Annotated in this window: 24 protein-coding genes; 5 read left to right on the forward strand and 19 right to left on the reverse strand. The window is 65.6% G+C overall.

Translation table 11 applies throughout. The features are described 5' to 3' along the window. Together AAA969_RS10105 and AAA969_RS10110 are read left to right on the forward strand one after the other, a co-directional pair. Nucleotides 1–720 (forward strand): class I SAM-dependent methyltransferase, encoded by a 720-nt coding sequence (locus tag AAA969_RS10105; RefSeq protein WP_338245904.1) that lies wholly within the window; start codon nt 1–3, stop codon nt 718–720. Continuing rightward, nucleotides 720–1,817, forward strand: a complete 1,098-nt coding sequence (locus AAA969_RS10110; protein WP_338245905.1) for a hypothetical protein — start codon at nt 720–722, stop codon at nt 1,815–1,817. Before AAA969_RS10105 ends, AAA969_RS10110 begins: the two co-directional genes overlap by 1 nt. On the opposite strand, the gene AAA969_RS10115 is transcribed toward AAA969_RS10110, so the two are convergent. Together AAA969_RS10115 and AAA969_RS10120 are read right to left on the reverse strand one after the other, a co-directional pair. Further along, on the reverse strand, nt 1,777–2,379 hold the full coding sequence (locus AAA969_RS10115; protein WP_338245906.1) for a class I SAM-dependent methyltransferase: 603 nt from the start codon (nt 2,377–2,379) through the stop codon (nt 1,777–1,779). The genes AAA969_RS10110 and AAA969_RS10115 overlap by 41 nt on opposite strands. Further along, on the reverse strand, nt 2,379–3,035 hold the full coding sequence (locus tag AAA969_RS10120) for a hypothetical protein (RefSeq protein WP_338245907.1): 657 nt from the start codon (nt 3,033–3,035) through the stop codon (nt 2,379–2,381). Before AAA969_RS10120 ends, AAA969_RS10115 begins: the two co-directional genes overlap by 1 nt. Before the next feature lie 116 nt (nt 3,036–3,151). Between AAA969_RS10120 and pip the strand changes: the two genes are divergently transcribed. Then, nucleotides 3,152–4,117, forward strand: coding sequence for a prolyl aminopeptidase (gene pip / locus AAA969_RS10125; protein ID WP_338245908.1), 966 nt, complete (start codon nt 3,152–3,154; stop codon nt 4,115–4,117). Here pip and AAA969_RS10130 read toward each other — a convergent pair. The 16 genes from AAA969_RS10130 to AAA969_RS10205 all read right to left on the reverse strand — a co-directional run bounded on the left by AAA969_RS10130 (nt 4,114) and on the right by AAA969_RS10205 (nt 20,277). Then, complete coding sequence (locus AAA969_RS10130; RefSeq protein WP_338245909.1) at nt 4,114–5,466, reverse strand: sodium-dependent transporter; 1,353 nt, start codon at nt 5,464–5,466, stop codon at nt 4,114–4,116. The genes pip and AAA969_RS10130 overlap by 4 nt on opposite strands. A gap of 119 nt (nt 5,467–5,585) precedes the next feature. Beyond that, nucleotides 5,586–6,743, reverse strand: a complete 1,158-nt coding sequence (gene rodA, locus AAA969_RS10135; RefSeq protein ID WP_338245910.1) for a rod shape-determining protein RodA — start codon at nt 6,741–6,743, stop codon at nt 5,586–5,588. Next, complete coding sequence (gene mrdA / locus AAA969_RS10140; protein WP_338245911.1) at nt 6,743–8,617, reverse strand: penicillin-binding protein 2; 1,875 nt, start codon at nt 8,615–8,617, stop codon at nt 6,743–6,745. Before mrdA ends, rodA begins: the two co-directional genes overlap by 1 nt. Before the next feature lie 12 nt (nt 8,618–8,629). After that, on the reverse strand, nt 8,630–9,151 hold the full coding sequence (gene mreD, locus AAA969_RS10145; protein ID WP_338245912.1) for a rod shape-determining protein MreD: 522 nt from the start codon (nt 9,149–9,151) through the stop codon (nt 8,630–8,632). Then, entirely contained in the window at nt 9,148–10,116 is a 969-nt protein-coding gene (gene mreC / locus AAA969_RS10150; RefSeq protein WP_338245913.1) for a rod shape-determining protein MreC, read from the reverse strand. The genes mreD and mreC overlap by 4 nt, the downstream gene beginning before the upstream one ends. A gap of 36 nt (nt 10,117–10,152) precedes the next feature. Next, entirely contained in the window at nt 10,153–11,193 is a 1,041-nt protein-coding gene (locus tag AAA969_RS10155) for a rod shape-determining protein (RefSeq protein WP_338245914.1), read from the reverse strand. Between the two features lie 143 nt (nt 11,194–11,336). Next, the gene (locus AAA969_RS10160; protein WP_338245915.1) at nt 11,337–12,101 is read right to left on the reverse strand and encodes a TVP38/TMEM64 family protein; all 765 of its coding nucleotides are present in this window, start codon (nt 12,099–12,101) and stop codon (nt 11,337–11,339) included. A 63-nt stretch (nt 12,102–12,164) separates the two neighbouring features. Then, entirely contained in the window at nt 12,165–12,689 is a 525-nt protein-coding gene (locus AAA969_RS10165; protein ID WP_338245916.1) for a hypothetical protein, read from the reverse strand. A gap of 64 nt (nt 12,690–12,753) precedes the next feature. Further along, a complete protein-coding gene (ilvC, locus tag AAA969_RS10170; protein ID WP_338245917.1) occupies nt 12,754–13,803 on the reverse strand; it encodes a ketol-acid reductoisomerase in 1,050 nt (349 codons plus the stop codon). Nucleotides 13,804–13,841: 38 nt separating this feature from the next. Continuing rightward, nucleotides 13,842–14,759 carry a tRNA (adenosine(37)-N6)-dimethylallyltransferase MiaA gene (gene miaA, locus AAA969_RS10175; RefSeq protein ID WP_338245918.1) on the reverse strand — a complete coding sequence of 306 codons (918 nt, stop codon included), beginning with the start codon at nt 14,757–14,759 and terminating at the stop codon, nt 13,842–13,844. After that, nucleotides 14,756–16,129 (reverse strand): Do family serine endopeptidase, encoded by a 1,374-nt coding sequence (locus AAA969_RS10180; protein WP_338245919.1) that lies wholly within the window; start codon nt 16,127–16,129, stop codon nt 14,756–14,758. The genes miaA and AAA969_RS10180 overlap by 4 nt, the downstream gene beginning before the upstream one ends. A gap of 236 nt (nt 16,130–16,365) precedes the next feature. Further along, nucleotides 16,366–17,244 carry a protease modulator HflC gene (gene hflC, locus AAA969_RS10185; RefSeq protein ID WP_338245920.1) on the reverse strand — a complete coding sequence of 293 codons (879 nt, stop codon included), beginning with the start codon at nt 17,242–17,244 and terminating at the stop codon, nt 16,366–16,368. After that, a complete protein-coding gene (gene hflK / locus AAA969_RS10190) occupies nt 17,244–18,386 on the reverse strand; it encodes an FtsH protease activity modulator HflK (RefSeq protein WP_338245921.1) in 1,143 nt (380 codons plus the stop codon). Before hflK ends, hflC begins: the two co-directional genes overlap by 1 nt. A gap of 133 nt (nt 18,387–18,519) precedes the next feature. Further along, nucleotides 18,520–19,041 carry a dihydrofolate reductase gene (locus AAA969_RS10195; protein WP_338245922.1) on the reverse strand — a complete coding sequence of 174 codons (522 nt, stop codon included), beginning with the start codon at nt 19,039–19,041 and terminating at the stop codon, nt 18,520–18,522. A 3-nt stretch (nt 19,042–19,044) separates the two neighbouring features. Beyond that, nucleotides 19,045–19,401 carry a phosphoribosyl-ATP pyrophosphohydrolase gene (locus AAA969_RS10200; RefSeq protein WP_338245923.1) on the reverse strand — a complete coding sequence of 119 codons (357 nt, stop codon included), beginning with the start codon at nt 19,399–19,401 and terminating at the stop codon, nt 19,045–19,047. An 18-nt stretch (nt 19,402–19,419) separates the two neighbouring features. Then, nucleotides 19,420–20,277, reverse strand: coding sequence for a thymidylate synthase (locus AAA969_RS10205; protein ID WP_338245925.1), 858 nt, complete (start codon nt 20,275–20,277; stop codon nt 19,420–19,422). Nucleotides 20,278–20,680: 403 nt separating this feature from the next. Here AAA969_RS10205 and AAA969_RS10210 point away from each other — a divergent pair, with 403 nt between their 5' ends. Next, complete coding sequence (locus tag AAA969_RS10210; RefSeq protein WP_338245926.1) at nt 20,681–21,055, forward strand: VOC family protein; 375 nt, start codon at nt 20,681–20,683, stop codon at nt 21,053–21,055. A 424-nt stretch (nt 21,056–21,479) separates the two neighbouring features. On the opposite strand, the gene AAA969_RS10215 is transcribed toward AAA969_RS10210, so the two are convergent. After that, nucleotides 21,480–22,067, reverse strand: a complete 588-nt coding sequence (locus tag AAA969_RS10215; RefSeq protein ID WP_338245927.1) for a thymidine kinase — start codon at nt 22,065–22,067, stop codon at nt 21,480–21,482. Nucleotides 22,068–22,173: 106 nt separating this feature from the next. On the opposite strand from AAA969_RS10215, the gene AAA969_RS10220 reads away from it, so the two are divergent. Next, a complete protein-coding gene (locus AAA969_RS10220) occupies nt 22,174–23,232 on the forward strand; it encodes a DUF3667 domain-containing protein (protein WP_338245928.1) in 1,059 nt (352 codons plus the stop codon). The last annotated feature ends 2 nt before the right edge of the window (nt 23,233–23,234 follow it).

Consider the following 23,234-nt stretch of genomic DNA (forward strand, 5'->3'; position numbering starts at 1 on the left):
ATGCAGACCATCCAGATCGACAGCCTGGCCCTCGAGCCCGGCATGCGCGTCCTTGACCTCGGCTGCGGCCAGGGCCGGCATCTGCACGGGCTGTACTGGGACGAAACCCCGGTGATGGCAGTCGGGCTGGACCTGAGCCATGAGGATGTCTGCATCGCGCTGGACAAGTTCTTCGAGCTACCGCCCCCGGACCCCGCCTCGGACCTGCGCAGCGCCGTGCTGACGACCGGAACCGGCGAGAAACTCCCCTTCCCCGACAACACGTTTGACCGGGTCATCTGTTCCGAAGTGCTTGAGCACGTGCCCGATCCCGACCGTTTCCTGACCGAGATCCGCCGCGTCCTGAAGCCGGGCGGTATCTTTGCCGTCTCGGTGCCGCGCTACTGGCCGGAGGCGATCTGCTGGTGGCTGTCCTTCGGCTATCAGAACACGCCGGGCGGCCATGTGCGCATCTTCAGGCCGGATGCCCTTCGCCATGATGTCGAAAAGCAGGGCTTCCGCCGCTTCCGCCGCCACTGGGCGCATGCCTTGCACAGCCCCTATTGGTGGCTGCGCTGTGCGGTCTGGGACAAGCAGGAGGACAGCCGCCTGGTCGCGCTCTACCGGCGCTTCCTCGAGTGGGACCTGATCAAGCGCCCCTGGCTGACGCGTGCCATGGAATGGCTTCTTGATCCGGTCATGGGCAAATCCGTGGTGATGTATTTCAGGAAGACGAGCTGATGAGCCAACTGGTCGACATCAAGGCCTGCGCCGATCACATCGCCTCGCTGCAACGCGCCGACGGGACCATCCCGTGGATCGAGGCCGGCGTCTGGGATGCCTGGAATCACGGCGAGGCGACGATGGGCCTTGCGATCGCCGGACGTGAAGCAGAAACCCTGCGCGCCCTCACCGCCCTGATGGATCGCCAGGAGGCCGATGGTGGCTGGACCGGCGATCTCGGGGCCTCGGTTCCGCTTGATGATGCCAACCGTCATCTCGTCCCGGGCAAACCGAAAACCGCGCGCGACACCAATTTCTCCGGCTATGCCGCGGTGACGGTGTTGCGCAGCCTGCTGGCCCTCAACGCGCTCGACACCCTGACCCGCTACTGGCCGATGGTCGAAGCAGCGATGGACTTCATCCTCGCGCACCAGACCCCGCATGGCGATATCGTCTGGCGCGCCCGCGGCGATGAGCAGACCATCACGGAAATCGACAGCCTGCGGGCCGGCAATGCCAGCCTCTACAAGGCGCTGGAATGCGCCTGCCTGATCGGCCGAAGACTGGGCAAGCCGGTTACAGCCTGGCTCGAGGCACGGCGCCGGATCGGCGCCGCCCTGCGCGAGAATGACGCCCGTTTTGACCGCAAGGGCACCGACCGCCGCGGCTTTGCCATGGACTGGTACTACCCGGCGCTGGCGGGCGTCCTGCCGACCGATATCGGACGCGCCCGGCTCTATGCCCGCTGGTCGGAATTCGTCGAGCCGGGTCTGGGTTGCCGCTGCGTCTCCGACCAGCCCTGGGTGACCGCCGCGGAGACCGCCGAACTGGCACTGGCCTGCCAGGCGGTCGGCAAGACCGAGCAGGCGCGCGCCCTGATCGCCAACTTGGCACCACTGATTGCCCACGATGGCGGCTACTGGATGGGCTGGCAGTTCGAGGAATCGATTATCTGGCCACGCGAGCGACCGTCCTGGACGTCCGGCGCGCTGATCCTCGCCGCCGATGCGATCGACGGGCTGACCCGGGGCAGCGACCTCTTGGTCGCCAATCACCTGCCGGAATACCCGACGGTCAAAGCCGCCGCAAAGCTTCCAGCGTTCCTGTACGCCTGACCGGCTCGAACAGGCCCGAGGCGCAGGCGAGCTTCCAGATTTCATAGGGCGGACGACCGCCATCTTCCGGATTCGGGAAGACGTCGTGAATGGCCAGGATGCCGCCGGCGACAACCCGTCCGGCCCAACCGCGGTAGTCGGCCAGCGCGGCCTCCATGGAGTGCCCGCCATCGATGAAGACCATGCCCAGCGGCGTGGTCCAGTTGGCGGCGATCACCGCCGAGCGGCCGACGAGCGGAATGACACAATCTTCCAGTTCGGCCCGGAACAGGGTCTCGCGCAGGGCTGGCAGGGTCTCCACCGCGCCCAGCTTGGCATTGTAGAGCTCGGGATCGTGGTATTCTTCGCCGGGCTGGTGCTCTTCCGAGCCACGGTGGTGATCCAGGGTGTAGAGAATAGTCCCGGCCTGGCGCGCGGCGGGCCCCAGATATAGCGCCGACTTGCCGCAATAGGATCCGATCTCGAGCACCGGGCCGAGCTGTCCCGCCTCGCCGGCCAGGCTGGCCAGCTCCCGGCCTTCCTCGGGGTCGAGAAAGCCCTTCACCTCATCAGGATGGATCATCAGGAAATTGCCGGGTTACGCATCTGGCGGCGCAGATCGGCCAGCTCATCGGCCCGATCGCGCAAATCGCTGATCCGCAAGGCCAGCAAATCGCGCTCAACCCGCAGTCCCGACAGGGCCTCGGCATCGTGCAGCGACATCATCTCAAGCATCGCGGCGTCAAAAACCGACTGTGCGCTCTGTGCATTGGCCATGGCGCCCTCGACGGCGCCGAGTGCGTCGGTGACCTCGGCACGCGACAGGCCCGCACCCTCAACCAGCAGCGCACGGCTGGCGGCGTCGATCCCGGCGGCGGCGCGCCAGACATCGACAAGATCGGCCTGGACAATCCCGACGGCCGTCGCGTCCTCAAGATCGACGTCGCCGACCTCAAGATAGAGCGCAAGGCCGCCCGGCCCGCTCTCACTGTCATGACCCGCCAGCTGGTTCATCCAGCGCATGGCGGTGTCCATCGAGCTGGCCTGGCGGATCAGGCCACGCGCCTCGAGGCGCGTGTTGAAACGGTCAACGGCGCTGTCGAGCTGACGGTGGGCGGGGGTAGAGGGGCCGGCAGAGCCGGGAAGCGAGGATGCGGCGATTGAAATCGGCGCACTGGCGCAGGCAGAGGCAAGGCAGCAAAAACTTATGGCCAGAACGGCTCGCCGGAATGCGCTCATTACTCAAACAATCCCAAGATCAATGGTCAGCCCCAACGTGATGCACGATATAGAGCGAAGGCCTTCTAGGCTATGGTTTATTGTATTTAGGACTGGCTAACGGCACAGTGATCGACATGGACGCATCCTACTCCCGCCGCCTCCTCTATCCGCCGATCCGCCCGCTGAAGGCCTCGCGACTGGCGGTCGGCAATGGCCACGACCTCTATGTCGAGGAGTGCGGTCGTCCCGATGGCCTTCCGGTGGTCACCCTGCACGGGGGCCCCGGAGGCGGCGCCTCACCGGCGCTGCGCCGGTTTTTCGATCCGCGCCGCTATCGCGTCATCCTGTTCGACCAGCGCGGCTGTGGTCGATCGACCCCGCACGGCGAGCTGGCGCACAACACGACCCAGGACCTCATCGACGACATTGAACGGATCCGGGAGGTCATGGGCATCGAGAAATGGGTGGTGTTTGGCGGCTCCTGGGGCGCCACGCTGGCACTTGCCTATGCGCGCGCCCATCCCGACCGTTGCATCGGCCTGATCCTGCGCGGCATCTTTACCTGCACACAGCGCGAGCTCGACTGGTTCTACAAGGATGGCGCCAACATGCTCTTCCCGGACGCCTGGGAACGCCTCGTTGATCCGCTGAGCCCGGAGGAGCGCGGAGACATCATCCGCGCCTATTACGAACGCCTCGCCGAGCCGGACATCATCCGCCGCCGCCCCGATGCGCTGGCCTGGTCACGCTGGGAAAGTGCGTTGATCTCGATGACCGGGGACCCCGCCGGTCCCCTCGCCGACCCGGTACGCGCTGACGCGCTGGCCCGGCTGGAGAGCCATTATTTCGTGCACAAGGGCTTCTTCGAGCGCGATGGCGAGCTGATCGAGGATGCCGACCGCTACAAGCATCTGCCGGGCATTCTCGTCCAGGGCCGATATGACGTGGTGACGCCACCCCAAACGGCATGGAGCCTCGCCCGGGCTTGGCCCAAGGCGAGGCTCCAGCTGATTGGCGATGCCGGCCATGCAGCCGGCGAGCCGGGCGTGGTCGACGCACTGGTGCGTGCGACCGACGCCTTTGCCGACAAGTTCGGCTAGCCGAGGCCGAGCAAGGCCCCGATGCCGCCGCCATTGAACTTGGCGTCCAGACCCAGCAGCAAAATGAGACCGATCGCCGGCGGGACCACAAACTTCACACAGAAGTGGAAGAAGGCGAACAGCCCGTTCGAGGCGTGGCTCAACTCGTCGCGCATGATCGTTTTCGGGATCACCCAGCCGGCAAACACCGCAACCAGCAGACCGCCGAGCGGAAGCAGGAAGCTGCCCGAGAGCCAGTCAACAAACTCGCCGGCGAAGGTCGAGGAGTAGACCGCGCCCGAGCCGATCATGAAGGCGAAGAAGCCCAGCAGCCAGGCGGCCGTCGGACGCGAGAAGTCGGAATGTTCCTCGATAAAGGCGACCGTGCCTTCCAGCAGGGAAATCGACGAGGTGATCGCGGCAATGAAGGCCAGCGCGAAGAAGGCTCCACCGATGATATTGCCCGCCGGCATGTCGGCGAAGACGGCCGGCAAGGCGGTAAAGATCAGGCCGAGGCCTTCGCCCGGATCGATCCCGACCATGAAGACGATCGGGAAGATCATCAGGCCGGCAATCAGGGCAACGGCGGTATCGGCACCGGCGATCAGCACCGAGGACGAACCGATATTGGTGTCCTTGGAGAGATAGGAGCCGTAGGTGATCATGATGGCCGAGGCGACCGAGACCGAGAAGAAGGCCTGGCCGAGAGCGGCCACGAAGGTCGCCCCCGTGACCGCCGAGAAGTCCGGCGTGAACAGGTAGGCGATGGCTTCACCGGCGGCGCCGGAGAACAGCGAGTAGATCGTCAGGCCGATCAGCATCACGAAGAAAAGCGGCATCAGGAAGGTCGCGACCTGCTCGATCCCGCCCTTCAGACCCCGGGCCACGATCAGCACGGTGATCAGCATGAAGACCGCATGCCACAGCAGCTGCGTGCCGTGACCCTGGTAGAACATGGTCGCGCCGTCGGGCTGACCGAAACCGCCGGCAAAGCCGGAGGCCGAATAGGCCATGACCTGGCCGGCAATGACCGAATACGTCGTCAGGATGAGGAAGCCGCCAGCGGTACAGACCCAGCCGACAATCGCCCAATTGGCCGACTTGCCCGCTTCCTGGGCCATCTTGCGGGTCGAGGAGATCGCTGATTGCTGGGCGTGGCGACCGATCGCGATTTCCGCCATCAGAACCGGCAGGGCGAACAGGATCACGCAGCCGATATAGATCAGGACGAAGGCCGAGCCGCCGTTCTGGCCCGTCATGAACGGGAAGCGCCACAGATTGCCAAGACCGACCGCGGAACCGACCGCCGCCAGAATGAATGCGAAGCGCGACGACCAATGCGCGTGCTGACCGGCTGGTATTGCCGCCATGAGAAACTCCCCTGAAACCGGACGCGAGCGTGCGTCCACCCCTTACTGAATTGCCGCGCACACTTCCTCAACCGGCCCAGCCGGTCAAGCGCGCGACGTTGTTGCAGTGCGGCGCAAAATCAGCCGAACAGGCCGGCTCCGCGCGGCGGCTCGGCATTGCGATGGATGTGGGCGCCCAGGATCAGCCCGAAGCCGGCCATCACGGCGAGCACGACCGTGCCGCCATAGGAAATCAGCGGCAGTGGCACCCCGACCACCGGCAGCAGGCGCGACACCATGCCGATATTGATGAAGACGTAGGAGGCGTAGGTGGTGATGATGCCGATCGTCATCAGGCGCAGGAACGGGCTCTTGCAGCTGATCGCGATGATTACGCCCTGGGCCATGATCAGCGCATTGACTGCCAGCACCGCGATCCCGCCAACAAAGCCGAATTCCTCGCCCAGCGCGGTGAAGATATAGTCGGTCTGCATCTCCGGCAGATAGCCCAGCTTGGACTGGGTCCCCTCCAGGAAGCCCTTCCCGGTCATGCCGCCCGAACCGAGCGTGATCACCGCCTGGTTGGGGTGATAGTTGATCCCGAGCGGGTCGAAATCCGGATTGAGGAAGGCGTGCACGCGATCCATCTGATAGTCGGCGAGAATATTCTCCAGACCGTAGAGTCCGATGCCGACAACACCGACCAGGCCGGCCCCGCCGACGATCAGGATGAACCACCAGCTCAGCCCGGCCATGAAGATCACCATCACACCGGTCGCCGCCAGCAAAAGCGTCGTGCCGAGGTCCGGCTGGCTGACGATCAGGGCGGCCGGAAGTCCGATGATCAGCAGCGGCGGCAGGAGACCGGAAATCGTCGTCACCTTGTCGTCGGGAAGGTCATGGTAGAAACGCGCCAGCGCCAGCACCAGCGAGAGTTTCATGATCTCCGCCGGCTGGATCCGGATCGGTCCGAGATCAACCCAGCGCTGGGCGCCATTGATGGTGACCCCGCCGATCTCCACCAGGACCAGAAGGATCAGTGCCCCGACATAGACCGGATAGGCGACTCCCATCCAGAAGCGCGGCGGGAACATCGCAATCACAAGCATGCCGGCAAAGCCGAGGGCAAAGCGGATCGCGTGATTGATTGCCCACGGCTCCCAGCTGCCGCCACCGACCGAGTAGAGCATGCCGACACCGGCCGCCCCGAGCAGGACCAGAAGCAGGACAAGGGTCCAGTTCAGCTCCATCATCTTGCCGGGCAGGTCGCGCGGCACACTCTCGCGGAAGACAGCCATCAGGCACCTCCCGGCACGTTGTTGCCTAGATCGGCAAACACGCCGGCCCGGCTGGACGGATCCCGCGCGACGGTGCGTTGCAGGATGTCGCGCGCCGGCCGCGTCGCGGCTGAGGAGCCGCCGCCGTGCTCGACAACGACAACGCAGGCATATTTCGGTTCGGCTGCCGGCGCGTAACACATGAAGAGGCCATGATCGCGCAGACGCCAGGGCAGATCGGCCTGCTCGCGGACGCCGCTTTCGCGCTCGGCCGCCGTGATGGAATAGACCTGCGCGGTGCCGGTCTTGCCCGCCATCTCGATATCACCGAGCCCGAGGCCGCCGAGGGAATAGGACGTCCCGCCCGGCTCCTCGACAACGGCCCGCAAACCGTCGCGGACGCTGGCCAGCGCCGCATCGTTGACACCGATATGGGCCGCCGGCGGCATCATCGCATTGCGATAGAGGGTGGGGGTCACCGCCCGGCCCGAGGCCACGCGCGCCGTCATCACCGCCAGCTGCAAGGGCGATGTGGTCACGAAGCCCTGCCCGATCCCGGTATTATAGGTGTCGCCGGTCGACCAGCCCTGGTCATACCGGGCCCGCTTCCAGGCCGGGTTCGGCATATTGCCGCGACGCACACCGGCGATGCCGATGTCGAATTGCTCACCGATGCCGAACCGGGTCGCCATCTCGTGGATGCGATCGATCCCGAGGCGTTCGGCGATTTCGTAGAAGAAAATGTCACAGGAAGTCTTCACCGCATCGCGCAGATTGACCGGCCCGTGGCCGCGCCGACGCCAGCAGTGGAATTCGCGATTTCCGAGCCGCACCGAGCCGGTACAGTTCACCCGCTCGGTCGGCGGGATGACGCCATGCTCCAGCGCGGCCGCCGCAACCACGGCCTTGAAGGTCGAGCCGGGCGGATAGGTCCCCTGGATCGACTTCTGGAACAGCGGATTATGGTCATTGTCGCGCAAGGCGGCGTAATCCGCCGAGGAAATCCCGCCAACAAACAGGTTGGGATCAAAGCTGGGCGTCGAGACCAGCGCAATCAGCTCGCCCGTATTGACGTCCATCACCACCGCCGAGGCACTTTCCTGGCCAAGCCGTTCGTGGGCAAAGCGCTGGATATCGGCATCCAGAGTGAGGACGACATCCCGTCCCGCGACCGGCTCGGTCGATTGCTCTGGCAACTCGCGGATCACGCGGCCGCGGGCATTGACCTCGGTCTTCAGGGCACCGGCCTGCCCGCGCAAATCCATCTCGCGCGCGACCTCGACCCCGGTCTTGCCGACGCGGAAACCCGGGTGGCGAAGGAGCCGCTCGGCATCGCGCGGATTATTGGCAATGTCGTCGTCATTGGGCGGCTGAACATAGCCAATCACATGGGCAAAGGACGGGCCATAGGGATAGGAGCGCACCTCGCCGACATCCGGCGTCACACCGGCGAGATCCGGGGCGTTGAGATTGATCGAGGCAAAGGTATGCCAGTCCAGATCATCGGCGACGGTGATGGCGTGGAAGCTGCGCTGGCCACGGGCCGTGCGCAGGACACGCTCGCGCTCATAATTGCTCAGCGGCAGGAAAGGCTGGAGGCGGTCGAGCGCCGAGCCGACATCGCCGGACTGCTCGGGCACCAGCAGGACCCGATAGCTGTCCCGATTATCGGCCACGGCAACACCGAAGCGGTCGAGGATCCGCCCGCGTGACGGCGGCAGCAGATTGAAATTGAACTGATTGTCTTCCGACATCAGCCGGTAGCGTTCGGTTTCGAGGACTTGCAGCGAATACAGGCGAGCGCCCAGCCCGAGGAAAGCGAGACCGCCCGCGCCTGCGGTCAGCAGGGCGCGGCGCGTGAATTTCAGATCCTGTTCCTGGCGGTCAGCACGCATGGAAAACCGTCCTCATCCTCCGATAAAGCCGGAGCCGCGTGAGCGGCGGCGTTTCAGGACCAGATAGGCTGGCAGCGGGAACATCAGGAGCGACGCGGCGATCTCGATCACCAGCGGCTGCAGGTCGGCCATCTGCTCGAGGGCGAAACTGCCCGCCGCGAAGGCGAGACCATGGGCCAGCAGAAGCGTGGCGCCGAAGCGCAGCAGCACGGGTGGCAGATCGCGCGGCATGCCTTCTTCCCCGCGAAAACGAAAGACCGAGATCGAGACCAGGTAGGACAGCGCCCATACGCCCATCGGCGCGCCGGTCAGGAGGTCCTGGGTCAAGCCGATGGCGAAGACCGCGATCGGCGGCATGAATTGCGGGCGAACACCGGACCACAGGAAAATGGCCATCAGCGTCAAGGTCGGCATGATCGTCAGCCCGTCAACGAGACGGGTCGGCGAGGCCTGGACGATCAGCGCCAGAAGGACAGAGACAAGACAGCCTGTCGCGGCGAGCCAGGGCGAGCTTCGGTCAGTCGGTTTTCTCACTGGACCTCCTCCGCCGCATTGGCCCCGTCGGTATCGACGTCATTGTCGCCATCATTGTTCCCGTCACCGGTCTCGGCGATCGCCGGACCTGCGGTTTCCGGAACTTCCGGCTCGATCTCCCGGTCCGGCGGCGTCACCCGCTGGTAGGGCCAGACCCAGACAAAATCGACCGGCGCCTGGTCCGAATAGAGCCGGACGCGCCAGCCGCCATCGCGGGTCGCCACCGCCTCACCTACCGGCAAGCCCCGCGGCAGGATACCATCATCACCGGACGATACGATCCGGTCGCCGGGCTGGATGTCCGGCGCCCGGCCAACATAGTCCAGACGCGGGAACTCAGAATTGTCCCCGACCAGGATCGCCCGGGCGTTCGAGCGGTCGGCCATGACGGGAATGCGTGAATTGAGGTCGGTCAGCAACAGCACCCGCGCCGAGCGGCGGCCGGTCTCGTAGACCCGCCCCACCAGGCCATAAAGATTGATCACCGGGAAGCCGTCGCTGATACCGGCCTCGCTGCCGCGGCCGATCAGGCGCGCCCGGACAAAGGGGCCACGCGGGTCGGCGACAGTCCAGGCGCCGATCCGGTCCTCGATGGCAGCGCTCTCCACATCGAGGGCGTCTTCATAGATTTCGATGCGGTCGCGCTGGCGATAAGCCAGGTCTTCCCAGTAGCGAGCCTCGATCAATTGCTGGCGCAGCTGGGCATTCTCATCGACGAGTTCGCCCTGTCGACGCCAGTAGGGACCGATATTCTTGATCCCGCGCAGGGGCTGGGCAACCAGATCGAGAAGCGGGGCTGCGACATCGGTGAAGCCGGCCCGGAAGCTGGCAAACGGGGCCGAGCGGGAGGCCGGACGATCAAAGGCGATCAACGCGCCGGAAACGACGAGAAGGGCAATGAACAGCGTTCGCGAAAAGCGGACACCCTGGTCACCATCATGTCGTGTCGAGCGTCGTGACGCCAACGCCTCACTCCTTCTCCCCCGTTACGTTGGTGGAGATTACACCGCTTCGGAGAGTATGGGACGCCAGATCCGAAGGTCTTCAACCGCCTTGCCGCAACCCAGCACGACACAGGACAGCGCGTCATCAGCGAGACTGACAGGCAGGCCGGTCCGCTCACGCAGCTCGGTATCGAGATTACGCAGCAGTGCACCGCCGCCGGTCAGGACAATGCCCTTGTCGACAATATCAGCCGCCAGCTCCGGCGGCGTCGCCTCGAGGGCCTGCTTGACCGCCTCCACGATCTGCTCGACCGGCTCGGACAGGCTGTCGGCGATCATCGCTTCGGTGACCGCGATCTCGCGCGGGACACCGTTCATCAGGTCGCGGCCCTTGATATTCAGTGACAGCCCCTCGCCTTTGACGGGCGGCATGGCCGAACCGATTTCCTTCTTGATCCGCTCGGCCGAGGTCTCGCCGATCAGAAGGTTCGCCGAGCGGCGAATATAATTGATGATGGCTTCGTCCATCTTGTCGCCACCGACCCGGACCGAGCGCGAATAGACAATGCCCGACAGCGACATCACGGCGACTTCCGTGGTGCCCCCGCCAATATCGACGATCATGGAGCCGGTCGGCTCGTCGATCGGCAGCCCGGCGCCGACCGCGGCCGCCATGGGTTCGTCGATCAGGTAGACCTTGCGGGCGCCAGCGCCCAGAGCGCTTTCATGGATCGCGCGACGCTCGACCGCGGTCGCGCCGGAGGGGACGCAGATCACGACCTGCGGGCTCACCATTGCGCGGCGATTGTGCACTTTCTGGATGAAATGCTTGATCATTTCCTCGGCAACATCGAAGTCGGCGATGACGCCATCGCGCATCGGCCGGATCGCTTCAACATTGCCCGGTGTCTTGCCCAGCATCAGCTTGGCTTCGGCGCCCACCGCCTGCACGTGTTTGCGGCCTTTTTCGATCTTGTAGGCGACGACCGACGGCTCATTGAGCACGACGCCCCGTCCCTTGACATAGACAAGCGTGTTCGCGGTTCCCAGATCGATGGCGATATCCGCAGAGAGCAAACCGAAAAGGCTATTGAGCATGGGGGCGGTGAATCTCGACAAGTGTGGCGGCAAAGCCGCGGTGCAACTGTTTTTGTTGTGCGATGCTCCGCACAAGATTGCAAGGGGCGGACGGGCATTCCCGCTGTTACAGGGCAGGTATTAATCAGTCGTCAGGCGCCCGCTCAGGTTTTCGGTGACCGGGTCTCGGATGCGGGCGTTTCCGCGGCATCCTTGGCGAGCACCGCCGACGCCCCCCGGTTGCGGCGCAACCAGATCCGGGCCAGCAGCATGATGCCGATCCAGGCCAGGGCGGCGGCCGCAAAGGCAATGCCGACCAGCACCTTGCCCTCCGACAGCATGGTCCGGATGCTCTCCCCCATCAGGGCAACAATGAAAATCTTGGGCGCCGATCCCAGCGCCGTCCCCAGCGCAAAGGCCCAGTAGGGCGTGCGGGCAACACCAAATCCCATATTGACGACGATGAAAGGCCCGGACGGGACCCAGCGGACCACCATCGAGGCCAACAAGCCGTTACGCCCGATAAAATCGGAAATGCGGTTGGCCCAGTCGCCGCCATAGCGCTTGAAGAGATCGGCGCCGAAATAGCGCCCGATGACATAATTGACGGCGGCTGAAACCTGGGTCGCGATGAAGGCATAGATGGCGCCATTCGTCGGCCCGAAAGCGACCAGGGACGCGGCCGCCAGCCCGAACTGGGGCGCCCCCACGAAGGACAGGGCCGTGAAGACGAGGATGGTCAGGGGCAGCGCGTACCACTGGCTGGCCGACGCCTCGAACCAGCTGCCCGCGGCACCCGGCTCCACATCGAGCACGAAACGCCCGATCACGAACACGATCGCGACCACCGCGAACAAGGCAACCGACACACCCACAGCGCGGACCGCGCGGGCGTCCATACGCAGGAAAAAATCGGTCAGTCGGTTCATGTCAGCAGGAGCCCGGTCAAAGCGAGGGATCGCCTAACTAAGCACGCTTTGCCCGGCGGGCAATCACCCTGCGCCGTTTTCATCGCGCGGCGGCTGGCCGCTCATGTCGATGGCCTCGCCGGAAGCAATGGCCGCCAGCTTGACGCGCTGGATGGCCAGCACACCCAATTGCTCGTCGAGCACTTTCAGGATCTCGCGGGCCTCGTCCTGGTCGATGCGGCCGGGCGATTTCTCGGTCTCGCTCAGGCTTTCCATGATGGCGGAAATATTGCGCGCATTGCGGCGGCTCGCCTCACCGGCAAGTGCCAGCCAGTTGGCATCGTCAGCCTTCTCGATCGGCAGGAAGATCCCGCCGGCGAGGGCCGCGAGATGCTGGGCCGCGGCGGAAGCGCCGGACTCGGTCAGCTTGGCGATCCGGGCGTAGGAAATCTCGTTGGAAGAGTCAGGATCGGCGAGCGCATAGACGCGGGTCCGGCTGAGGTCGAGCAATTCCATGACCGACGGGATGCCGCCGACTTCCTCGAACACACGCGCCACGACTTCCTTGGGTTCGCCATAGCGGCGGATCTTCACAGGATTGAATGCCATTTGGGTGCCCCCGCACACGATTCTGGTTCCGAATAACCCTATTACAGGTGCCGACACTTGTTGGCTATTTCGTGGCACCGTAAATCCGCGACCGCAATTCCGCGCCCGCAGCTTCAATCGGCAGGGTCCGGTCAGCGGCGCGCTCGGCCTTCATCGCGTCCCCGGCCTCATAGGTCTCGACCCATTTGCGCGCAAAGCGGTCGCTCTCGATATCGGCCATGGCGTCATCGAAGACACGCTTCAGCTCCGGGCCGGCAATCCGGTCCTCGATCTGGCGGGCGCCGAATTCGGCGGTGTCAGAGATCGCCTCATACATGCCGGCGATGCCCCGGGACTGGATCAGGTCAGCGAGATATTTGATCTCGTGGACACAGTCGATATAGGCCATGCGCTCGCTGACACCGGCCGCCACAAGGCGCTCATAGCTCGCCTTGGCCAGCGCCACCAAGCCGCCAACCAGAACAACCTGTTCGCCGAACAGATCCGAAACCGTCTCCTCGCGGAAGGTGGTCGGGAAAATGCCAACCTGGCCCGAGCCGATCGCCGCGAGGTAAGCCAGCGCCAGCTCCCGGGCCTGACCGGATGCATCCTGGTGCACCGCCCAAAAGCCGATCAGCCCGCTACCCTTCTCGAACTCCTGACGCACCGCGCCGCCGGGCCCCTTGGCCGCCGCCAGGATGATATCGGCATCGGCGGGCGGGGCGATCAGACCGTAGTGGATGGAGAAGCCGTGACAGACGATCAGCGCCTGGCCCGGCTTGCGATGCGGCTCGATGGCCTCGGTCCAGATCTGGCGATGTGCCTCGTCGGCGGCCAGAAGGGAGATCGCATCGGCCCACGCCGCGGCTTCCGGCAGGGAGACCACCTCAAACCCGTCGGCCTCGGCCTTCACCCGCGACGGCGAGCCGTCCCGCAGGGCAATGCGGATCCCGGACACACCGCTATCGCGCAGGCACAGCGCGTGGGACCGGCCATGATTGCCGTAGCCGACAATCGCCAGTCGGCGGCTCTGAATGGGCTTCAGGTCGATATCCCGCGTGTAAAGCGGTTCCGTCGTCTCCACCGTCATCTGGCGACTCACTCCCGGCTTGATCGGGCCGATAGGACGGATCATTGACGTCCCTGTCCAGCCGCAGGCCCCTTCCCTGTCGGTCAGGTATCGAGCAAATCCGCCAGCGCAGAGCGGGCCTGCACCGGGTCGAGCGAGCGAATGCGCGGCCAGCTGCCGGTCTGGTTGCGGAACCAGGTGCTCTGACGCTTGGCGTAGCGGCGACTGTCGCGCTTGGCGAGCTCGACGGCCTCGGCCCGCGACAGCTCGCCACGCAGATAAGCCATCAATTGCGGGACGCCGAGCGCCTTGCTGGCCGGCAGGGTCGGATCCAGTCCGCGCGCCGCAAAGGCCGCGACCTCGTCCAGCGCGCCGGCCTCCAGCATGCGATCGAACCGATGTTCGATCCGCGCATAGAGCGCCTCCCGGTCCGGCTCGATCACCAGGCCGCGCCACTCGGAGGCGGCCAGCGGCGCGACGGTGTCGGCCTGGAAGTCACTCAGCGCGCGACCGGTTTCAAACGCGACCTCGACAATCCGCATCAGGCGCTGCCGGTCGGCCGCCTTGACCCGCTGCGCGGCGACCGGATCGCGGCGCAGCGCCTCGGCCCTCAGCCCGGACAGGCCGGCAGCCTCCAGCAGCGCGGCCGTCCGCGACCGGGCCGCGGCACCGATCTCGGGCACTTCGGCCAACCCCCTGATAAGGGCATTGAAATAGAGACCGGTGCCGCCCACCAGGATGGGAACCCTGCCCCGGTCCCGGCAGCCGGCGATCAACGCCAGAACGTCACTGGTCCACTGCCCGACGGAATAACGTGTGGCCGGGTCGATCGTCCCGAACAGGTGATGCGGCACGCGCGCGCGCTCATCAGCATCGGGCTGCGCCGTGATCAGTGCCAGACCGTCATAGATCTGCATCGAGTCGGCATTGATGATTTCACCGCCGAGGATCTCGGCAGCAGCCAGCGAGAGCGCCGTCTTGCCCGCTGCCGTGGGGCCAGCAATCAGCAGGCAGGGCGTCACGGCCGGATCGATTGCAGCACGTACTGGCCGCCGCGATTGATCTGGAAGCGGACCGGGCCGCCACCCTGGGCCTCGACGATCTCGCGGATCGCGGCGAGGCTGTCCACACGGGTGAACTCGACTTCCTCGATGACATCGCCCGGACGGACCTTGCCGGCCGCATCGCTGGCCGCGTCGACCTCGGTCACCAGCACACCCTCGGCGTCGGGATGGACCCGGAAACGCCGGCGCGAGGCGGTATCGAGGACACCGAAGGTCATGCCCATGATCTCGTTGCCGCTGCCGGTGGCCGGTGCGACGACTTCGGCATTGGCCGTGCTTGCCGCGCCATCGCCCTCGGACAGTTCGCCGACCGTGATGGCAATCGTCATCGGCCGGTCTCGGCGGATGATGGACAGTTCGATCTCGCGGCCGATCTCGGTCTCGGCCACCATGCGCGGGAAGGACCGGCTGTCGCGCACGCGCTGCCCGTCAAACTCGAGTACCAGGTCACCGGTCCGCAGGCCGCTATCCGCCGCCGGACCATCGGGCTCGATGCGCGAGACGATCGCACCATAGGGCGAAGCCAGCTCATAGCTCTCGGCCAGTTCCGGCGTCACGCGCTGGACCGACACGCCGAGCCAGCCGCGGCGGGTCTCGCCGAACTCGACCAGCTGGTTGACGACGACATTGGCGAGATTGGACGGAATGGAAAGCGAGATGCCGACGCTGGCCCCGGTCGGCGACAGGATGAGCGTGTTCACGCCCACGACTTCGCCATCCATGTTGAAGAGGGGGCCGCCGGAATTACCGGTATTGATGGCGACATCGGTCTGGATGTAGTCGTCATAGCGACCGCCCGCCTCACGACCGCGGGCCGAGACCACGCCGGCTGTCAGCGTGCCGCCAAGCCCGAACGGGTTGCCGATCGCGATCACCCAGTCACCGACCCTTGCGGCATCGCTGTCGGCAAAGGCGACGAAGGGCATTGGCTCGCTGACATCCATCTGCAGCACGGCAAGGTCGGTGACGCTGTCGATCCCCACCACCTCGGCGCGGAAAACGCGGCCGTCCGGCAGCGAGACCTCGACCTCGTCGGCCCCGTCAATGACGTGATTATTGGTCACCACCAGGCCGCCGGCATCGATAATGAAGCCCGAGCCCAGCGAATTGGCGATGCGCGGCGCAGAGCCGAAAATATCGTTGAAGCGTTCCAGCGGTGAGCCCTCGGGAAATTCCGGCAGGCCGTCCTCACTGTCCAGCCGCTGGGCGGCGGAGATGTTCACCACGGCGGGCGACAGGCGCTCGGCCAGGTCGGCAAAACCGTCCGGATGCGCGTGAGCCAGGGGGGGGGCGACCAGGAAGAGAATGAGAACCAGGAGACGCTGCATCGAAATCCGCCGTGTTTGTGAGCCAGCCGTGTCGGGTCTGCGGCTGTGTGCAAGTTCGGGACCGCTATGGTGAATACCGCTTCGTCAGGGTCGGCTGCAACCGCGCTGACACTTTTGTCATACGCATGACAGGGCGGTCAGGATTGCGCCTTGCAGCACCGGACCGGCGGCAAAAACAAAGGGGCCCGGCACGCTTGCGCAGCACCGGGCCCCGTATGTTGGCGTCGAGACGCCCGTTACTCGCCGGCCTGCGTCCGGAAGTAGCGGAAGAATTCGGAGTCCGGCGGGATGACGATCGGGGTGCCATCCACAATGGTCTCTTCATAAGCGAGCATCGAGCGGTAGAAGGTGAAGAACTCCGCATCCCGGCTGTAGGCCAGGGCGTAGATCTCGTTCCGGCGGGCGTCACCGGCACCGCGGGTCCGCTCCGATTCGGCGCGGGCTTCAGCGCGGATGATCGTCGCCTGACGCGAGGCGTCAGCCCGGATCTCGGTGGCTTCCTGGTCACCCTCAGCGCGGATGCGGGCGGCTTCCTGCTGACGCTCGGCGCGCATCCGGTCGAACACCCGGTTGGCGATCTGCTGCGGCAGGTCGGCCCGCAGGATGCGGACATCGATCACTTCGATGCCGAGATCCTGAGTCGCCACCTGGGCTTCCACACGACCGCGGACCCGCACCATCAGCTCGGCACGCTGGCCGGAGATGACTTCGTTGGCGGGGATCGAGGCGATCACGCCACGCAGGCTGTCATCCATGATGGAGCGCAGGCGGGCGCGGGCGCCGGCCTCATTGGTCACCGTCTGGTAGAAGCGCAGCGGATCGGTGATCCGGTAGCGCAGGAAGGCGTCCACGACGAGACGGACCTGGTCCGCAGCCTGGATTTCCTCCGGCTGCATGTCGAATTCCAGGTTCCGCTTCTCGAACATGACCACGTCCATGATGAACGGGATCTTGAAGTGGAGGCCCGGATTGTCCTGGCCCGGCTGGTTGATGGCACCGACCGGCTCACCCAGGCGAACAAGCAGGGCCTGTTCGCGTTCATCAACGGTATAGACGCTCTGCAAGCCGATGAAGACGGCGAGGACGAGCGCAATGATTCCAACGATACGGATCATCAGTTATTCCCTCCCGTCTGGGCGCGCGGCTGCGGGCGCGGTGTGCTGAGTTCATTGAGCGGCAGGTAGGGCACGGCCCCGCTGGCGCCATCAAGGATGGTCAGGTTCGACCGTCCCAGCACGCGTTCCATGGTTTCCAGATACATCCGGCGACGGGTCACTTCCGGCGCCAGCGCGTATTGCTCGTAGATGGCGATGAAGCGATCTGCCTGACCTTGCGCTTCGGCGATCACCGAGTCGCGATAGGCTTGGGCAGCCTGGGTCAGCTGGGCGGCTTCACCGCGAGCCTGCGGGATGATCGAGTTGGCAAAGGCCGTGGCCTGCAGGCGGGCCTGCTCGGCGTCCTGCTCGGCTGCATCCACGTCGCGGAAGGCATCGATCACGCTGGCCGGAGCCTGCGCGGTCTGAAGGTTGACCTGCAGGATCTGGATACCGGCCTCGTAATCGTTGAGCACGCTCTGCAGAAGATCACGCGTGCGCACCGAAACCTCGCCACGGCCGACGGTGAAGATGAATTCGCGATCCGAGGTGCCGATGACTTCGCGCATGGCACTCTGGGCCACGGCTGCCACGGTCTCTTCCGGATTGCGGACGTTGAACAGGAAGTTGCGAACCCCGTCACCCGACGGATCGACACGCCACTGCACCGCAAAGTCGATGTCGACGATGTTCTGGTCGCGGGTCAGCATCTGGCCATCCGAGCCCTGACCAATGGTCACGGTCCGGGTCGCCGTCACATCCTCGATGATCACGGTCTCGATCGGGCTCGGCAGCTTGACGTGGAAACCCGAACCGGTGGTCCGGGTGTATTCGCCAAAGCGCAGCACGACGCCGGCCTGGCTCGGATTGACCTGGTAGATACCGGTCGCAAACCAGACGCCGATCAGGATCAGGACGACCAGGCCGAAACCGAAAGCACCGGCACCGCCGCTGCCCGTATCGCCGCCCTTGCCCGATCCGCCGCCGCCGAACATGCCGCGAATCTTGCGCTGCATGTCGCGGACAACCTCGTCGAGATCAGGCCCGTCAGGCCCGCCTCCACCCTGCGGGCGCTGGCCCCAGGGGTTCTGTCCATTGTTGTTGTTTCCGCCGGAGCCCCATGGGCCTCCGCCGCCTCCACCCTGATTGTCGTTCCACGGCATGGGTTGGATCGATCCTCTTCATTTCTGTTGCGCCTTAAATGAACGCATGCGCGTTGCGGTTCAAGGGTAATCGGGAGGGACGACGCATCATCCAGTCCCCCTTTCGCCATTCCCGGCAACGATTCGCAGGACGTCAGCGCCGATCAAGCGTGCGCAGGACGAAGGCGTGATCATCGCCCGGCCCGGCGGGAAAGGGCTCGCGCGCCACTTCGTGCCAGGCCGTTTCGATGATTTCGGGCAGGACGGTATCGCCGGCCGGTGACGCCTCGACCTCGGTCAGATAGAGCCGGTCCGCCAGCCCCATCATCGCGGCATAGATCTGTGCTCCGCCAATCACACAGACCTCGTCCACCCCATCGCTGCGCGCCTGCTCGAAAGCCGCCTTCAGGGCGTCACCGGGCTCCCCGACCACGACCCCGCCCTCGGCCTGGTAGCCGGCCTGGCGCGTGACCACGATATTGAGCCGGCCCGGCAGAGGCCGCCGCGGCAAGCTCTCCCAGGTCTTGCGGCCCATGATGATCGGCTTGCCGCTGGTGATCGCCTTGAAGCGCTTGAGGTCGGAGGACAGCCGCCAGGGCAGGTCCCCGTCCGACCCGATCACGCCATTGGCGCCGCGGGCGACGACAAAGGCGATTCTTGGAAAGATCGTGACCATGGCTCAGCCCTCCCCGGTCGCGCCGGTCTCGATCGGCTCCATCACGGCACTGTCCCGATCCAGCCAGTGCAGCCATTTGTCCTGCATGGCCTGGTCCATATCGATGCCCTCGGCGCGTGCCATGATGAGCAGCATGCCGAGCGCATCGGCCATTTCCAGCGCCAGCTGCTTGCGCGCCTCATCGTCGGCAGGGCGGCGGGTGCGGCCGGTCGTGGTGAGATAGGCCTGGGTCAGCTCGCCGATCTCCTCCTGGAGTTTCAGCAGCGGCCAGTCACCCGAGCGGTCGATATCGTAATGCGCCGCATAGATGTCGGAGACCCGGACGATCTTGTCGGCCAGCGCGTCGAGCGGTCCGGACATGGCGCGCTCCTTTCCGCCCTAGACGGCGACCGGGGCGGTAATGCGCGGATGCGGGTCATAGCCCTCCAGCGCAATGTCCTCATACTCGAAGCCGAACAGGTCGGTCGCCTGCGGATTGAGCCGAAGCTGCGGCAGGGCGCGTGGCTCGCGAGAGAGCTGTTCGCGGACCTGGTCCATATGGTTGGAATAGATGTGGGCGTCGCCAAAGGTGTGAATGTATTCGCCCGGCTCGAGCCCGCAGACCTGCGCCACCATCGCCGTCAAAAGCGCATAGGAGGCGATGTTGAACGGCACGCCCAGAAACATGTCGGCCGAGCGCTGGTAGAGCTGGCAGCTCAACTTCCCGTTGGCGACATTGAACTGGTAGAGCGTGTGGCAGGGCGGCAGCGCCATATTGGGCACATCGGCCGGGTTCCAGCCTGACACGATCAGCCGCCGCGAGGCGGGATTGGTGCGGATCTGTTCGAGGATATTGGAAAGCTGGTCGATCTCGGTCCCGTCCGGCCCCTCCCAGCGGCGCCACTGCTTGCCATAGACCGGGCCGAGATCACCATTCTCGTCCGCCCACTCATCCCAGATCTTGACCCCGCGCTCCTGCAGCCAGCGGACATTGGTCTCGCCGCGCAGGAACCATAAAAGCTCGATCGCGATCGACTTGAAATGCACCTTCTTGGTGGTCAGGAGCGGGAAGCCCTTGGAGAGGTCACAGCGCAGCTGGCGCCCGAACACCGAGATCGTCCCGACCCCGGTCCGGTCAGCCTGCTCGGCGCCGTTTTCCAGGATGTCACGCAAGAGCTCGAGATAAGCGCGTTCGACATCCGACCCGCCCGCTCCGGCCCGCGCCTGCGCAAAGGTTTCGCTGTCGATGACGGCCATGTCGCTCTCCCGGTGATTCTCAGCCAAGCAGCATGCCAGCGAAGCCGCCCGGGTTGAACCAGCGAGCCCAGATCAGCCGGGGATAGTCGTGGCAAGTGATTGGCCAGCCTGCGGGAAAATAGGACCGAGCGAAGCTTTCTGCCCCCGCTTGCGGGGGGAGCGGCCCGACGCGAAGCGGCGGGTCGAAGGGGGCCGAGCAAAGCTTTCTGCCCCCGCTTGCGGGGGAAGTGGCCCTCCGTAGCCTTCGCGAAGGAGGGGCGAAGGGGGCCGAACGAAGCGAGGGAGAGCGGACACACCGCCTGCGGCTACGCCCCCCGTCCTGTCAGGAGAGACCGGATCCGGACTCGCCTGGGCCCGGTTTTCGTGTAGGGTAAACGCCTCGGAACATAGAGGGAACATCGCAATGCTTGGATATGTGACACTGGGTACCAATGATATCGAGAAGGCCGCCGCCTTCTACGACCGGCTGTGCGCCGAATTCGGCGTCGGACGGATGATGGGCGACGAGAATTTCATCGCCTGGGGCAAACCCGGCGGCGGCGCCGGGATCGGCCTGACCAAACCCTTTGACGGCCAACCGGCCAGCGTCGGCAATGGCGTCATGGCCGCCTTCCAGGCCGACAGCAAGGAACAGGTCGACAAGGTCTACAAGCTCGCTGTCGAGGAACTCGGCGCCACCTGTGAAGGCCCCGCCGGCCCGCGCGGGGACACATTCTACGCCGGCTATTTCCGCGATCCCGATGGGAACAAGCTGAACGTGTTCACGATGGGCGGTTAAGCCCGGGACGCGCGCGGATAAGGCCCTCCCCCCGCCCGGCGGGGGGAGGCCTGCCCTGTGAGCGCCGGACCAGGATGGGCCGGCCACCCTTTGACTTGGGGGCCCGACCCGACCGGCCTCTGACAGCTGAAACACGGCCTGTGGATCCAGCGCAGGTGCGCGGTGCTATCCATAGGTCGCTCGTCAGCCAGCAGGCATGGGAAGGATGGACGCATCCGCGCGGAACTCCTGCCCTCACTCCCACCTCGTCCGTCATCCCCCGGCTTGTCCGGGGGACCTCACCCAGCCGCTCGACGTCCGTGACGAGGTCCCCCGGATGTCCGCTTCGCGGTCACCGGGGGATGACGGTGGATGTTGTATGCCAGAGTCACGCGCAGATCAGCTGTCACCCAGGCGCCGACGCGCACCGGTCTCCCCCCTCCCCTCACCCGCCCGCCAGCGCTTCGAAGAAGTGCTTGCGGCAGAGCGAGACATAGTCGGATTTTTCCACGGCGACCTGCTCGCCTTCGGCGATGGCGCGTCCGTCGGGCTGGCGGCGGAGATTCATGGTCGCCTTGCGGCCGCAATGGCAGACGGTGCGGACCTCGCGCAGATGGTCAGCCAGGGCCAGGAGTTCGGCCGAGCCCGGGAAAAGCGCGCCGCGGAAATCCGTGCGCAGGCCATAGCACAGGACCGGCAGGCCGAGATCATCGACGACGCGGGCGAGGTCACGGACCTGGCCGGCGGTGAGGAATTGCGCCTCGTCGAGAAAGACCGCCCCGAGCGGTCCGGCCTGCTGGCGCGCCTCGATGGCGGCAAACAGGTCTGTCCCGTCGGCATAGATGTGCGCCGGCGCGCGCAGCCCGATGCGCGACTCGATCTGGCCCATCGCTTCGCCGGGCGTGGTCGCATGCAGGACCGAGGTCCACAGCATCACCTCCATGCCGCGCTCGCCGTAATTATGCGCCGCCTGCAGCAGGATGGCCGACTTGCCCGCATTCATTGCGGAATAGGTGAAGTAGAGTTTGGACATGGCCGATCCCTAGCGCGATTCCGCGCCCGTCACAGACAGGCTTGCAGGCCCCGCCCGATTGCCGCGGCGGCCGGGACAGGGTCAAATGGCACCAAGGGAGACGGGCATGGGATCGCAGGACGACCTATCGGGCAGCGCGCCGCGCTGTGCCAATTGCGGCGCAGCGCTGGAGGGACCGTTTTGTGGCCAGTGCGGCCAGTCGATCGAGGAGATCCGGCGCCCGGCCTGGGCGCTGATCACCGACTTCACCGGCGACGTGTTTGTCTGGGATGGCCGCTTCCTGTCGACCCTGCGCGCGCTGCTGCGCGGCCCCGGCCGGCTCGCCCGGTCCTATGCCGACGGCCAGCGGGCGCGCTGGACGCCGCCGATCCGGCTCTACCTGCTGGTCAGCCTCGCCTTCTTCGCCGCCATGAGCGTGGCCGGGGTGCGGCCGATCGCCGTCTATCTGTCACCCGATGGTGAAACCATCCGCAGCCAGAGCGCCGGGGACATCGCGGCCCGACGGGCAAACATTGCAGCCTATGCCGAGCTTTACGCGCCCGGCAGAGCCCCCATGAGCTGCGGCGTCCTGCCCGGGCCCGACGAGATCACCGCAGACGGGCGCCTCGTCTTCGCGCGGGACACCGATATCGCAATCACGCCCATGCTATGGGGCCAGGCGCCGGAGGCGCGGGTCATTGATGGTGCGACACAGGCCTGCATGGAGGAGGACATACGGGCGGTCGGCCTGCACGACGCCTTTGCCCAGCTTCTCATCACCGCCATCCGCGACCCGGCCGGCTTCGAGGCCCGCGCCTCTGCGGCCGCGGCCCAGGCGCTGGTCCTGATGGTTGTGGCCCTGGCCCTGCTCAACCTTCTGCTCCACCCGCGGCGGACCCTGATCGAGCATGTGATCCTGTCGCTGTATTTCCATGCGCTGCTCTTGCCGGGTTATGCCGGCATGCTGCTGATCGGTTATCTGGCGGCCGGGATATCGGCGGCGATCAGCCTTCCCCTGGCCGTGGCGGCCATCATCGCCGTGGCCGGGCTGATCTGGATATCCGACCGGCAATTCTACGGATCGAGCTGGTATGGCGCCTTGCTGCGCCTGCCGATCCAGCTGGCCGGATATTCCGCCGCGATCACCGCCGCGATCTTCGCCCTGATGTTTCTCCCACTGCTCTGATG

The sequence above is a fragment of the Maricaulis maris genome, from assembly GCF_036322705.1.
Lineage (GTDB): Bacteria > Pseudomonadota > Alphaproteobacteria > Caulobacterales > Maricaulaceae > Maricaulis > Maricaulis maris_B.